Origin of the sequence: Nonomuraea sp. NPDC000554 (assembly GCF_040300065.1) — a bacterium.
GTDB lineage: Bacteria > Actinomycetota > Actinomycetes > Streptosporangiales > Streptosporangiaceae > Nonomuraea.
In genome coordinates this window covers 30,132-43,642 of the sequence record NZ_JBEPDC010000004.1, presented here as the reverse complement: position 1 = coordinate 43,642, position 13,511 = coordinate 30,132, and the positions used below count along the sequence as shown (strand labels likewise).

Annotated in this window: 13 protein-coding genes; 7 read left to right on the top strand and 6 right to left on the bottom strand. The window is 70.1% G+C overall.

The genetic code is table 11. The features are described from left to right. Positions 1–5: 5 nt before the first annotated feature. The 4 genes from ABT294_RS09085 (at position 6) to cyaB (ending at position 3,568) form a co-directional block, all read left to right on the top strand. A complete protein-coding gene (locus ABT294_RS09085; RefSeq protein WP_502911996.1) occupies positions 6–830 on the top strand; it encodes a carbohydrate ABC transporter permease in 825 nt (274 codons plus the stop codon). A 2-nt stretch (positions 831–832) separates the two neighbouring features. Next, complete coding sequence (locus tag ABT294_RS09080; RefSeq protein WP_350804639.1) at positions 833–1,108, top strand: DUF2160 domain-containing protein; 276 nt, start codon at positions 833–835, stop codon at positions 1,106–1,108. Between the two features lie 18 nt (positions 1,109–1,126). Then, positions 1,127–2,893: an ABC transporter substrate-binding protein gene (locus tag ABT294_RS09075; RefSeq protein ID WP_350804637.1), complete on the top strand. Its 1,767-nt coding sequence runs from the start codon at positions 1,127–1,129 to the stop codon at positions 2,891–2,893. A gap of 117 nt (positions 2,894–3,010) precedes the next feature. Further along, the gene (gene cyaB / locus ABT294_RS09070) at positions 3,011–3,568 is read left to right on the top strand and encodes a class IV adenylate cyclase (RefSeq protein WP_350804635.1); all 558 of its coding nucleotides are present in this window, start codon (positions 3,011–3,013) and stop codon (positions 3,566–3,568) included. Between the two features lie 6 nt (positions 3,569–3,574). Here cyaB and ABT294_RS09065 read toward each other — a convergent pair whose 3' ends face one another. The 3 genes from ABT294_RS09065 to ABT294_RS09055 are packed head-to-tail and all read right to left on the bottom strand — an operon-like array spanning position 3,575 to position 6,585. Next, positions 3,575–4,789, bottom strand: a complete 1,215-nt coding sequence (locus ABT294_RS09065; RefSeq protein WP_350804633.1) for an alpha/beta hydrolase family protein — start codon at positions 4,787–4,789, stop codon at positions 3,575–3,577. 48 nt (positions 4,790–4,837) lie between these two features. Next, complete coding sequence (locus tag ABT294_RS09060) at positions 4,838–5,653, bottom strand: ABC-2 transporter permease (protein ID WP_350804631.1); 816 nt, start codon at positions 5,651–5,653, stop codon at positions 4,838–4,840. Beyond that, positions 5,650–6,585, bottom strand: a complete 936-nt coding sequence (locus ABT294_RS09055) for an ABC transporter ATP-binding protein (protein ID WP_350804630.1) — start codon at positions 6,583–6,585, stop codon at positions 5,650–5,652. The genes ABT294_RS09060 and ABT294_RS09055 overlap by 4 nt, the downstream gene beginning before the upstream one ends. Before the next feature lie 133 nt (positions 6,586–6,718). Between ABT294_RS09055 and ABT294_RS09050 the strand changes: the two genes are divergently transcribed. Beyond that, positions 6,719–7,966: a sensor histidine kinase gene (locus ABT294_RS09050; RefSeq protein WP_350804629.1), complete on the top strand. Its 1,248-nt coding sequence runs from the start codon at positions 6,719–6,721 to the stop codon at positions 7,964–7,966. Further along, entirely contained in the window at positions 7,963–8,619 is a 657-nt protein-coding gene (locus tag ABT294_RS09045) for a response regulator (protein ID WP_350804628.1), read from the top strand. Before ABT294_RS09050 ends, ABT294_RS09045 begins: the two co-directional genes overlap by 4 nt. Before the next feature lie 121 nt (positions 8,620–8,740). On the opposite strand, the gene ABT294_RS09040 is transcribed toward ABT294_RS09045, so the two are convergent. Both ABT294_RS09040 and ABT294_RS09035 read right to left on the bottom strand, forming a co-directional pair. Then, positions 8,741–10,195, bottom strand: a complete 1,455-nt coding sequence (locus ABT294_RS09040; RefSeq protein ID WP_350804626.1) for an MFS transporter — start codon at positions 10,193–10,195, stop codon at positions 8,741–8,743. Between the two features lie 9 nt (positions 10,196–10,204). Continuing rightward, positions 10,205–12,031 carry a glycoside hydrolase family 15 protein gene (locus ABT294_RS09035; RefSeq protein WP_350804625.1) on the bottom strand — a complete coding sequence of 609 codons (1,827 nt, stop codon included), beginning with the start codon at positions 12,029–12,031 and terminating at the stop codon, positions 10,205–10,207. Positions 12,032–12,375: 344 nt separating this feature from the next. On the opposite strand from ABT294_RS09035, the gene ABT294_RS09030 reads away from it, so the two are divergent. Further along, the gene (locus tag ABT294_RS09030; protein WP_350804624.1) at positions 12,376–12,879 is read left to right on the top strand and encodes a hypothetical protein; all 504 of its coding nucleotides are present in this window, start codon (positions 12,376–12,378) and stop codon (positions 12,877–12,879) included. A 14-nt stretch (positions 12,880–12,893) separates the two neighbouring features. On the opposite strand, the gene ABT294_RS09025 is transcribed toward ABT294_RS09030, so the two are convergent. Beyond that, positions 12,894–13,508, bottom strand: coding sequence for a TetR/AcrR family transcriptional regulator (locus tag ABT294_RS09025; RefSeq protein ID WP_350804622.1), 615 nt, complete (start codon positions 13,506–13,508; stop codon positions 12,894–12,896). Between the last annotated feature and the right edge of the window lie 3 nt (positions 13,509–13,511).

The window sequence follows — 13,511 nt, the reverse complement described above, 5'->3', positions numbered from 1 at the left end:
ATCCGGTGGCTGGCAGACGGCGCGGAGCTCGGCTTCCGTGGGCGCGCACGGTGTTCTGGCTGTACGCGGCCACGCTCATGCTTCCGCTGCTGTGGATGCTGGGCATGTCCATCAGGCCCAACGAGGACATCCTCGGCAGTTTCTCGCTGCTCCCGCAGCGGGTGACGTTCGACAACTACCGGACGTTCTTCACGGACTCCGCGTGGTACTCGAGCTATCTCAACTCCATCGTGTACACGTCCATCAACGCGGTGCTGTCGCTGGTGGTGGCGCTGCCCGCCGCGTACGCCTTCTCCCGGTTCCGGTTCGCCGGCGACAGGCACCTGTTCTTCTGGCTGCTCACAAACCGCATGGCGCCGCCCGCGGTCTTCCTGCTGCCGTTCTTCCAGATCTACCAGAGCGTGGGGCTGTTCGACACCCACCTCGGCGTCGCCATCGCGCACATGCTGTTCAACGTCCCGCTGGCCGTGTGGATCCTGGAAGGGTTCATGTCGGGCATACCCCGCGAGATCGACGAGACGGCGGCGATCGACGGGTACTCGCTGCCGCGGTTCTTCGTCCGGATCTTCCTGCCGATGATCCGCTCCGCGATCGGGGTGACCGCCTTCTTCTGCTTCATGTTCAGCTGGGTCGAGCTGCTCATCGCCCGGACCATCACCTCGGTCAACGCCAAACCGATCGCTGCCACCATGACCAGGACCGTGAGCGCGGCGGGCGTCGACTGGGGGCTGCTCGCGACGGCCGGCGTGCTGACGATCATTCCCGGAGCGATCGTCATCTGGTTCGTCCGCAACTACATCGCCAAAGGCTTCGCGCTCGGGAGGGTCTGACCATGCTCGAGTGGATGGTGTGGACTCCGCCCACGGCCTTCGTGTTCATCGGCCTGGGACTCCTGCTCTGCGGGATGGCGGTGTGGGCCAGGCTCTCGCCGCCGGTCGCGCGGCGCGGCTTCCTGCGCATCGAGACCGACCGGGGAGACCGGTTGTACATCGGCCTGATCAGCGCCGCCGTCGTGCTGGCCGGCTGGATCGCCGTCACCGACCTGTCGATGTGGCTCGCGCTGGCGTGCGCGCTGCTCGTGGCGTCGGTGATCGGGAAATGGGGATGACAGAGGAGGAGTCAGGCCATGCTCGACTATCGAAGATGCAGGCCCGCGGCGGTTGGTCTGGCGGTGCTCGTCCTGCTGGTGGCGGGCTGCACGGGAAACGGCGACGACAGCCGCAAGAGCGACTTCAAGGAGGCCGACGGGAAGGCGGCGGCCCAGCGATGGGTGGCCTCCGAGTTCACGCCGAGCACCCTGTCGAAGGAGCAGCAACTCGCGGAGCTCGACTGGTTCATCAAGGCGGCCGCGCCGTACCGGGGCATGGACATCAACGTCGTCTCCGAGACGATCACCACGCACCAGTACGAGTCGCAGAAGCTCGCCAAGGCGTTCACCGAGATCACCGGGATCAAGGTCAAGCACGACCTGATCCAGGAAGGTGACGTCATCGAGAAGCTCCAGACCCAGATCCAGGGCAACCAGAACATCTACGACGCCTACGTCAACGACTCCGACCTCATCGGCACCCACTCCCGCGGCGACTACGTCTTCCCGCTCTCCGACTACATGGCCGGAGAGGGCAAGGCGGTCACGTCCCCCACCCTCGACCTCAACGACTTCATCGGCACCAGCTTCACGACCGGCCCGGACAAGAAGCTGTACCAGCTCCCCGACCAGCAGTTCGCGAACCTCTACTGGTTCCGCTACGACTGGTTCACCGACCCGGCCATCAAGAAGCAGTTCAAGAGCGCGTACGGCTACGACCTGGGCGTCCCGGTCAACTGGGCCGCGTACGAGGACATCGCCGACTTCTTCACCAACAAGGTGAACGGCAACGGCACCATCGACGGCAAGAAGGTCTACGGCCACATGGACTACGGCCGCAAGGACCCGTCCCTGGGCTGGCGCTTCACCGACGCGTGGCTGTCCATGGCCGGCAACGGCGACCCCGGCATCCCCAACGGCCTGCCGGTGGACGACTGGGGCATCAGGGTGGAGAACTGCCGCCCCGTCGGGTCGTCGGTGACCCGTGGCGGCGACACCAACGGCCCCGCCGCGGTGTACGCCCTGAACAAGTACGTCGAGTGGCTGAAGAAGTACGCGCCCAAGGAAGCGGCCGGGATGAACTTCAGCGAGTCCGGCCCGGTGCCCGCGCAGGGCCACATTGCGCAGCAGGTCTTCTGGTACACCGGGTTCACCGCCGACATGACCAAGGAAGGGCTGCCGGTCGTCAACGCCGACGGCACGCCGAAGTGGCGGATGGCGCCGAGCCCCCACGGCGTCTACTGGAAGAACGGCAACAAGCTCGGCTACCAGGACGCCGGTTCCTGGACCCTGCTGAAGAACACCCCCAAGGACCGCAGGGCCGCCGCCTGGTTGTACGCGCAGTTCGTCACGTCCAAGACGGTTTCGCTGAAGAAGTCGATCACTGGGTTGACCTTCATCCGCGACTCCGACATCAGGAGCGACTACTTCGCCAAGAACGCCCGCAAGTACGGCGGCCTGATCGAGTTCTACCGGTCGCCCGCCCGCAAGCAGTGGACCCCGACCGGGACGAACGTCCCCGACTACCCCAAGCTCGCCCAGCTGTGGTGGCAGAACGTCGCCACCGCCGTCACGGGAGAGACGACGGCCCAGCAGTCGATGGACAACCTCGCCAAGCAGCAGGACGACATCCTCGCCCGGCTGGAACGCCGCGGCTACGGCGGGAACTGCGCGCCGAAGCTGAACCCCGAACGCGACGCCCAGTACTGGCTGGACCAGCCCGGCGCCCCGGTGCCGAAGCTCGCGGACGAGCGAGGCAAGCCCGAGACCCTCGACTACGACAAGCTCCTCGCCCAGTGGGGCTGACCCGCTGAACACCTGCGGCCCAGCCCGATCCAGGCTGGGCCGTCTCGTGTGTTCGGCGGGCCGCCGGGCGTGCGCGGGCCTAGCCTGTGCACGTCCAGTTCCGGCAGAGAGGTCGTCATGAAGCACATCGAGGTGGAGCAGAAGTACGCACTCGCCGACCGGAGCCGCCTGAAGTCCGCGCTGGAGGCGCTCGGCGCGCAGCCCCGTCCGGCCGTCCGCCAGGTCGACACGTACTACAACGGCGCCGAGCGGGACTTCCTCGCCTCCGAGGTCGTCTCGGAGTGGCTTCGCCTCCGCCAGTCGGGCCAGGGAGACTCGATCAACTTCAAGCGGTGGCACCCGCTCGACGCCGTCCGCAAGTCCCACGCCGACGAGTACGAGAGCGGCGTCGCGGACATCGAGGCGATGCGCCTGATGCTGGACGCGCTCGGTCACACCGTCATGGTCGTCGTGGCCAAGACGCGGGAGGAGTGGACCGTCCCCGGCACGGTCGAGGTCGCCTTCGACACCGTCGAAGGAGCCGGGCAGTTCGTCGAGTTCGAGTTCAAGGGCGACGCCGTCGACGCCGACGACGCCAACGCCCAGCTCGACGCCTTCGTCACCGCGCTCGGCGTCGAACTCGGGGAGCGCGTCCACCGCGGATACCCGCACATGCTGCTCGGCCGCGACCACTGACCTTCGTCAGGGGTTCTGGAAGGCGACCCCCGGGTTGGCCGGTGCCGGTCCGTCGAGCAACGGCTGCTTCTCGCCCTTCAGGTGCAGGTCGAAGAAGGCGCCGACGTAGGCGCGGGTGAGCTCCAGCGCGCGTTGCGCGGAGAGCTCGCCGGGGCTGGACACGCCCAGCTGCTTCCGCAGGAGGGACAGGTCGGTGAAGCTGTCATGGACGGCCCCGGCCAAGGTCAGCCAGCGCTTCCAGCCGTCCAGGCGCGCCCAGTCGCGATCCCAGGTGTGATCCTTGCCGGGGCTGTGGTCGGACTGGCTGCCGAGCAGCAGGAAGGGGCGCTTGCCGAGGCCGGTGGCGGGAACCGGCGCGTGGAAGGTGCCGTCCAGGTTCGCCCCGGCTCGTACCCGCTTGTCGGCGGCCATCGTCGCGGCGCCGGCCTCGCCGCCGATGGAGTGCCCGGCCATGCCGATCCGCTTGGGGGCGATCATGCGGGCGTGCCGCCACGCCGGATGGCGACCGGTCAGCTGATCGATCACGAAGGAGACGTCCTTGGTCCGGCTCCTGGTGATGGCCCCCAGCCCGCCTTCGGGCGGCTTGGGCTGGTCGCAGATGGGAGCGCAGGTGAGCATGCGCCCGTCGGGGAAGGACGTCCCGGAGGACTCGTAGGTGTGGTCGACCAGCGCGACGACGTAGTCGCGGCTGGCCAGGTCCTCGGCGAGGCCGGTCAGGCTGGCCCGCGGCAGCCCGAGGCCGGGCGAGAGCACCACCAGCGGGAAGCGTCCGCCTATCGGGCGGGCGTTGGTGTGCGCGTAGGTGCGGGTGCCGCTGACCGTCTCGGCCGGGACGTCGGCGCCCTGAGCCTTCCTCTGCAGCAGCGACCGGGCCTCCTCGACGGTCATGTAGGGGGCGGGGCCGCCGGTCCCGGATCGGGCGGGGTAGTACATCGACACCATCAGCTGCCGCGCGCCCGCCTCTGGCACCCACGGGTCCTTGCGGTGCTTGTCCACGAGGTGCAGGATGTCGCGACCGACCGCGTGCGGCCCCGTCGGGCGGGGCAGCCGCAACTGGACGCCGGACACGGTCGAGGCGGCAGCGGGGGAGGCCGCCCGCGTGGCGCCTGCCGTCACGGTTACGGTGAGGCCCGCCAGCAGCGGAGCGGCCAGCAGCCGCGCCAGGCGGGCCCGGCCGCGCCTGCCTGTCAGCGCCTGGCGGGCAGAGGTTTCTCGTCTCATCGGCTTCCTTTCTCTGGGGGACGTCGGCGGGAGTGCCGCGTCCCGCGTTCACACGTCGCGGCGGTACAGGACGATCAGGGTGAGCAGGGCCCCGGCGAGTGGCCAGAGCGCGAACACGATCCACGAGCCGGTGACCGTGGGCAGGGCGGGATCGACGCGGGGGTGCGTCAGCGACAGGCAGTTACGCCACACGTAGAACGGGAACAGGGCGTACAGCTCGTTCGCCCACTGGTGGACGGTCGGCTTGAAGGCGGTCGGCAGGACGACCAGCACGGCGATGACCGTGACGATGGTGGCCGCGGTGTGCCGCAGCAGCGCGCCGATGCCCATGCCGACGAGCGCCGACACGGGTGCGAGCAGCGCGTTCGCGGTGAGGGCGCGCAGGACGCCCGGGTCGCCGATCGAGACGCCGGCGTCGCGGCCTGACAGGATGGCCTGGCTCACGCCGAACGTGGCCACCGCGATGACCGCGCCGGTGGCGAGCATGACGCCCGCCACGACGCACACCTTGGCGACCACGACGCGGTGCCGGGCCGGGACGGCGGCGAACGTCGTGCGGATCAGGCCGCTCGCGTACTCGCCGGCGATCGCCAGGGCGCCCACGCTGCCCGCGCCCATCACGAGGAAGGCGGCCGTCAGACCGCTGAGGGCGTCGGTCATCGGGTTGTACATGGCCTTCTCCCTCGGGGGGAAGGTCGGCCAGCTGTTGTAGGTGTCGATGCTCTTCTGCGCGGCGAGCCCGATCATGACCAGCGTGCCGACCCCGAGCAGCCAGGCGGTCGAGCGCAACGACCACAACTTGATCCACTCGGCGGCGAGGAGGTCGCGGAACCGGGCGTGCGGCGTGGCGGTGAGGGCGGTCATCGGCGAGCCTCCGCGAGGTGGTCGGCCTGATCGTCGGCCCGGTAGTCGGCGCTGTCGGCGGTGAGTTCCATGAACGCCTCCTCCAGCGACGCGGTGCGCGGGGCGAGCTCGTGCAGCATGATCCGCCGCTCGTGGGCGAGCGCGCCGATGCGGGCCGCGCTCAGCCCGGTCACCGTGAGCGCGTCACTGCCGTCCGGACGTACGGACGCGCCCGCCAGGGTCAGCACGGACGCCAGCTCGGCGGTGTCGGGAGTGCGGACCGTGACGCGGGCGCGGGCGCCGCGGGCCGCGAACTCGGCGACGCTCTCGTCCGCGATGAGCTCGCCGCGGCCGATGACGACGAGGCGATCGGCGGTGTTCTCCATCTCGCTCATCAGATGGCTGGAGACCAGCACCGTCCTGCCCTCGGCGGCCAGCCGCTGGAACAGGCCGCGCACCCAGCGCACGCCTTCGGGGTCCAGGCCGTTGACCGGCTCGTCGAACAGCAGCACGGGCGGGTCGCCCAGCAGGGCGGTCGCGATGCCGAGCCGCTGGCGCATGCCGAGTGAGAACCCGCCGACGCGGCGCCGTGCCACGCCGGCCAGCCCGACCTCCCGCAGGACCTCGTCCACCCGGCGGCGGGGCAGGCCGTTGCTCCGCGCCAACGCGGTCAGATGCGCCGCGGCGCTGCGGCCGCCGTGCACGTCGTCGGCGTCGAGCAGCGCGCCGACGTGGCGCAGCCCGGCACTGCGGCGCCTGAACGGCTGCCCGTCGACGGTGGCGCACCCGCTGGTGGGCTCGTTCAGGCCGAGGATCATGCGCAGCGTGGTGCTCTTGCCGGCGCCGTTCGGGCCGAGGAACCCCGTGACGTGCCCGGGTCGCACCGTGAACGTCAGGTCGTTCACGGCCAGGACGTCGCCGTAGCGCTTGGTCAGTCCGTTGACTTCGATCACCCGGCCAACGATTTCGCAGGCCAGGCCCGTCCGGCATCTGGCTGTCGGCCGGATTCCGAGGCCCGGGGGTGGCCTGCGGGCGTACGCCTGTGGGCCGATGCCCGGCGGGGAAACGGCTGGCTACCATCGACCCGTGCACGAGAACACGCCCCGGCCTCCCCTGCTGCAACGGCTGCCGCCGGGCGCGTGGACGGTGCTCACGTGGTGCGCCGTGGCCGGGTTCGCGCTGGTGCTGTACGCCACGATGGCGCACGGTCCGGCGCCGGTCCGGCCGCATGCGCGCCCTCCCCTGGAGGGCATGGCGCGCGCGGTGGTGGCCGTCGCGATGGCGGCGCCTCTCGGGTGGGCGCGGCTGTGGCCGTCGCCGGTTCTGGCGGTGCTGCTGGCCGAAGTGGCCGCGGTCATCGTGCTGCGAGGGAGCGCCGAGCAGATCTGGCCGGTCTACCTGGCGGCGGACGTCCTGGTCTGCTTCGTCACGGCCACGCGGTCCCGCCGCGCCGGCATCGTCGCGGCGGCCGTCACGCTGGCCGTCCAGGAGACGGCCGGGCAGGTGGGCCTCTACCTCAGCGGGGGCAACGCGCTGGCTCCGGGGTTCATCGCCCTGGCGGTCCTGCTCGGCCTGACCGTCCTGGTCGCCTGGATGGCCGGGACGTCGATCCGCCAGCGGCGCGAGTACGACGAGGCCCTGCGCGCGCAGGCGGCCGTCCAGGCGGTCACGGCCGAGCGGCTGCGCATCGCCCGCGAACTGCACGACATGGTCGCCCACAGCATCGGCATCATCGCGATCCAGGCTGGCGCGGGCCGCCGGGTGATCGACGCCCAACCGGCGCAGGCGCGCGACGCGCTCAGCGCCATCGAGTCCACCAGCCGGGAGACGCTCAAGGGGCTGCGGCAGGTGCTCGGGGTGCTCCGCCAGACCGAATCCGGGCCGGTGGAGCCGGGGCTGGCCGGCCTCGACCGGCTGGCCGCGACGACGACGGCCGCCGGTGTCCGCGTTGACGTGCGCCGACGGGGAGAACGGTGCTCGCTGCCCGCCGCCATCGACCAGTCCGCCTTCCGCATCATCCAGGAGTCGGTGACCAACGTGGTGCGCCACGCGGGCACCCGCCACTGCCAGGTGTCGCTCGACTACCGAGCCGACGAACTACGCATCGAGGTCCTCGACGACGGGCGAGGTGGTACCGCAGAGGGGGCAGGGCGCGGCGGAACCGCAGAAGGGGTCGGGCGCGGCGGTGGCGGTGGTGCGGATGGGGGCGGGTACGGCATTTCCGGCATGCGGGAACGGGTCGCCCTGCTGGACGGCGACTTCACCGCTGGGCCGCGGCCCGAAGGCGGCTTCCGCGTCGCCGCGCGGCTGCCGGTGCCGGCGGAGGCACGATGACCGTCCGCGTCGTCCTCGCCGACGACCAGCCGCTGGTACGCGCCGGGCTGCGCATGGTCATCGCCGGCAGCCCGGACGTCGACGTCGTCGGCGAGGCCGGAACCGGCACCCAGGCGATCCAGCTGGCCAGAGAGCTCCGCCCCGACGTGGTGCTGATGGACATCCGCATGCCCGGCATGGACGGCATCGAGGCCACCCAGGTGATCACAGCCGGCTCCCCGGCGGCCCGCGTCGTCATCCTCACCACCTTCGACGACGACGACAACGTCTACGCCGCACTGCGCGCCGGCGCGAGCGGGTTCCTCGTCAAGGACATGGCGCTCGACGACATCCTCGCGGCCGTCCACGTGGTCGCCGCCGGTGACGCCCTGATCGCGCCGAGCGTCACCCGCCGCCTCATCGAGGAGTTCGCCGGCCGTCCCGAGCCCGTCCCGCAGCGGCGGGAGCTCGCCGGCGTCACCGGACGGGAACGCGAGGTGCTGACCCTCGTCGGGCGCGGCCTGTCCAACGGCGAGATCGCGGCCCAGCTGCACATCAGCGCGGGCACCGCCAAGGCGCACGTGGGGAGCCTGCTCACCAAGCTCGGCGCCCGCGACCGGGTCCAGCTCGTCATCGTCGCCTACGAGTCGGGCCTGGTGTCCCCGTCCCGCTGACGGATCGTCGGGTGCACACCTCACGCCCCCGCGCGCGCGGTGCGGCCACTGCTTGGGAACTTGCCGATGACCAGCTTCTGGGGGAGCACGTTATGGGTCTCGAACGCCCGGAAACAGGCGATCAGCCTGGTCGCGGCGGGGGCGGGCCGGGAGACTCCGGATGGCCCACGTCGGGTGCGGGCTCGGAAGGCTGCTCGGGGTTGGCGGGGAGGCGCTGGGCGGCGGCGAGGCCGATCAGGGCGAAGGCGGCCAGGGCGATCATCGCGAGGGCGTAGGACCGGTTTCCCGTGGCCAGATTGGAGACGAGAATCGTCCCGGCGATCGCCGTGCCGAACGACGAGCCGAGATTGGAGATGCTGCGCGACAGCCCGGATATCTCGCCCTGCAGTTTCTCGGGGAAGCTCGACTGCACGATGTTGACCGAGGGGGTCAGCATCACTCCCAGGCCCAGGCCGATCAGCAACAGCCCGGGGGTGAAGGCGACGACCCTCGACGACGCCTTGACCAGGGCGAGCAGCACTCCGATCCCGGCCAGGGTCACGATGAAGCCCCCCAGGATCAGGGTTTTCTGGGAACGCCTCTTGGCGAGTCGTCCCGCGGCCAGCGACGACACCAGGACGCCGACGGTCGCCGCGGTGAAGATGAGCCCCGTCTCGATCGCGTTGTATCCGCGAGCGGTCTGGAGGAAGACGGCGACGACGAACGACGTCCCCATGAGCAGCAGCCACTGGATGTTCTGAGTGACCAGGCCCAGGTTGGACGTGCGGTTCCTGAACAGTCCGGTCGACAGCAGCGGCTCCTTCCCCGCGCGCTCCCGGGCGCGGATGTACAGGAGGAACCAGACCAGGAAAATGGCTCCGATCGCGAGGAACGCCGCCATCAGGACGGCGTGGTGACCGGCCTGCAGGATCCCGAAGACCACGCAGAACATGCCGACCGCCGACAGGATCGCCCCGACCGTGTCGAAGGGCCGCGTCGGATCCGGTGGCACGGGATCGACGAGCCGACGGCTGAGAAAGATGATCGTCGCGACGATCACGGCCTGGAAGACGAACGCGGCCCGCCAGCTGATCGCCGTCGTGATCAGGCCCCCGAGCAGCGGGCCCGCCGCGGCGCCGACGCCTCCCATCCCGCTGATCATGCCGAAGGCGCGGGCGCGCGACGGGAGATCGCTGAACGCCATCGTCGTGAGGATGTAGACGGGCGGAATCAGCAGCGCCGTGCCCACGCCCTCCAGCACCGAGTTGCCGAGGATCAGCACTCCTAGACCGGGTGAAACCGTGCTGACCAGGGCGCCGATTCCGTACAGCGTGAGGCCTGCCAGAAAGCACCGCTTGCGACCCCATCGGTCGGTCAGCTTGCTGCCGGGAATCATGAGGATCGCCATGATCAGCAAGAACAGGGTGATCGTGATCTGCACGCCCTTCACGGTCGTGTCCAGGTCTCTGCTGATGTCGTTGATCATCACGTTCATGTTCGAGCCCGCGAAGCTGCAGATGAACTGGGCAAGGGCGAGCGGCGCCAGGAGTCTCCGTGACGCGGCGGCCGAGCCTGTGGTTGTCGGAGTGCTGGTCATCTGCCCGGCCTACCTTCCGGCGCGGTCGAGCTCCTCGTCGAGGGCGAGGGCCGCGCCGATGAGCGCCAGGTGGGTGAAAGCCTGCGGGAAGTTGCCGAGCTGCTCACCCGACGGGCCGATCTCCTCGGCGAACAGGCCGACGTGGTTGGCGTAGGTGAGCATCTTGTCGAAGGCGTACCGGGCCTGGTGCAGCCGTCCGGCGCGGGCCAGGGCCTCGACGTAGAAGAAGCTGCACAGGTTGAAGGTGCCCTCGGAGCCGCGGAGCCCGTCCGGAGAGGCGGTGGGGTTGTAGCGGTAGACGAGGCTGTCGCTGACCAGCTCCCGGTCCATGGCGTCGAGGGTGCTCAGCCAGGCGGGGTCCCGCGGGGCGACGAACCCGACGCGGGGCATGAGCAGGAGCGAGGCGTCCAGGACGTCGGTGTCGTAGTGCTGGACGAACGCCTCCTGCTTCGGGTTCCAGCCGCGCTCGATGATCTGGTTGAAGACGGCGTCGCGGGCTCCCATCCAGCGGGCGTGGTCGGCGGGGCGCGAGTACGCGGTGGCCATGCGGATGCCGCGGTCGAAGGCGACCCAGGTCATCAGGCGGCTGTAGGTGAAGTCCTGGCGTCCGCCGCGGGTCTCCCAGACGCCCTCGTCGGGACGGTCCCAGCTGCCCGCCAGCCAGTCGAGGACGCCGGCGAAGGACTGCCAGCCACGGACGCCCCCGATGTCCTGGGCCTGGGCCAGGGCGTCGGCGGCCTCGCCGTAGATGTCGAGCTGGATCTGGTCGGCGGCGGCGTTGCCGACCCGGACCGGCGCGGACTTCTGGTATCCCTCCAGGTGGTCGAGGACCTCCTCGGTCAGGTGGGGGTCTCCGTCGACCCGGTACATGATCTGCAGCGGCTCGCCCGACTCGCTGCTGCCGGCGTCGAGGCGATCGCGCAGCCAGAGCCGGAAGGCCTGGGCCTCCTCGACGAAGCCGAGGTCGATCAGGACCCTCACGGACAGGGAGGCGTCGCGGATCCACGTGTATCGGTAGTCCCAGTTGCGCTCGCCGCCGATCTGCTCGGGCAGGCCCATGGTGGCGGCGGCGATCGGCGCGCCGGTGGGCGCGTACGTGAGCAGTTTGAGGGTGATCGCGGAGCGGTGCACCATCTCGTACCAGCGGCCGCGGTAGCTGGACGTTCGCACCCAGTTGTGCCAGAAGGAGCGGCAGGCTTCGATGCTGTCGCGCACCTCGTCGCGGGTCAGCGGGCGGGTGCTGTGGTGGTCGCTGATGTCGCTGGTCAGCGTGACGGCGGCTACCTCGCCGGCCTGGAGGGTGAAGCGGGCGGTGACGTCGCCACCGTCCGGATGCAGGGTGAGCGGGGCGCTGGCCTGCACATGGAGGTCCGTGCCGGGGCCGTGGAAGAGGGCTGATCCGTCGTCGAGGAGGGTGAGGGTGTGCGGCGCCCGTCCGTAGTCGAAACGGGGACGGCAGACGAGGGTGAAGGGCAGGCTGCCGCGGACCACGCGGGCGACCCGCACCAGGCGATGCCGGCTGGAGGGCGTGGCGGAGGGGGCCGGCTCCATGAAGTCGGCGACCTCACCCACCCCGCCCGGAGCCATGAACCGGGTGACGAGGACGGCGGTGTCAGCCAGGTAGAGCTGCCGGATGGTCGCTCCGGCGGTGCCGTCCAGGTCGGCGGCCAACCGGCAGTATCCGCCGCGCTCGCTGTCGAGGATGGAGGCGAAGAGGCTCGGAGAGTCGAACCGGGGCGTGCACCACCAGTCGATCGTGCCCGTGTCGGAGACGAGTGCGGCCGTCTGAAGGTCCCCGACCATGCCGTGGTCCGCGATCTGCGGGTAGTCGTACATGGCTTCCTCCGTCGTCTGTCGGACACACCGAACGTCAGTCGCCGGGAGGCTATGTACCACGCTAACCCTTGGTGTGCCGCTAAATCACCTATGTGGTATTTCGCGCGCTTCGCTGGATCTGGCCCGGACATGAGCGCCACCGGCCCCAGGCCACGCCACCGGCCGGGGTTCGCGGCCCGCTCTTGGGCCGTGCTTTGGGGGGCGTATGCGAACTATGGCCCAAAAGATGACGCACGTTCACCAGGGGATTCGGGACCCGTCCCGAGAACCCGACGCGACACTGCTCCTGACTTCGCTGAGAGGACCTCGCTGAGAGGACCCTGTTGAGAGGACACGGAGAAGACGTGCCAGGTGAACCAGGCAAGAGGGTGTCTCTGGTGGGCGCGGTGGCCCTGTGCGCGCTGCTCACCGGCTGCGGTTCCGGGACTGAGGGGACGGCCGCCCCGAAGACGGCTCCAGCCGCGGTCTCTCCAGAGGCGACGCCCTCACCGTCGGAGACTTCCTCTCCGCGGGCGACGCCCTCACCGTCGGTGACCGCTTCTCCGCAGGCGACGCACCTGCCGCGAGCGAAGGACGGCGGGAGGCTCCGGGCGTGCCGCGACGCGACCTGCGAGGTCCTCGTCTCCGACGGGCAGAGCATCACGCTGGACGGCACGTGGGGCCTGGCGCCGGTCGAGGTCACCGTCGAGGACGGATCGGTCACCTTCAACAGCGTCACCGGCAGCGGTATGCGGCTGACCCTGTCAGAGCAGACACCGGACCAAGGAGGGCCCAGCTCCATCGACGACATCACCTTCGAAGTGGTGGCAGTCCAGGGGAGGAAGGCCGTCATCAAGATCGGCCACTAGGCACACGTGATCCATCACAGCGATTCCAGGCCGCGCATCGCGATGTCCACGGCCCGCCGGGTCGAGGCCAGATAGTCCTGCTCCGACTCGCCGTACGTCTCCAGGCTGGCCATCCCGGCCGCCTGCACCGCGCCCATGAACGCGCCGGTCGCCGACGCGGCGCTGATGGGGTCCAGCCTGTCGGGGAAGGCCTCCAGCAACGCGCCGGTGATCCGGCGCTGCGCGTCGAACGTTATGAGCAAGGCCTTGGCCTGCACCGCGGGAACGGTCGCGAGCAACCTCTGGTAGACCTCCGCCAGCTCCGGGTCCTCGGCCCCCGGCCCTTGGCGGAAGTAGTCGGCGATGACCCGGTCGTAGGTCCTGCGCAGCACCTGCGGCACCGTGTCGTCCGGCGCGCGGTCGGCGATCACCTCCAGCGCCAGCCCGTAGTACTGCTCGACCTCGGCGAACAGCACGTCCTCCTTGCTCGGGAAGTAGTTGAAGAACGTCTTGGTGGACACGTCCGCCGCGGCGGCGATCTGCGCGCCGGTGGTCTCCTCGTAGCCCTGCTCGGCGAACAGCCGGACGGCCGCGCGGATGAGCAGTTGCCTGGTCTGCCGCTTCTTGCGTTCGCGCCGTGTCTCCTCCATAGG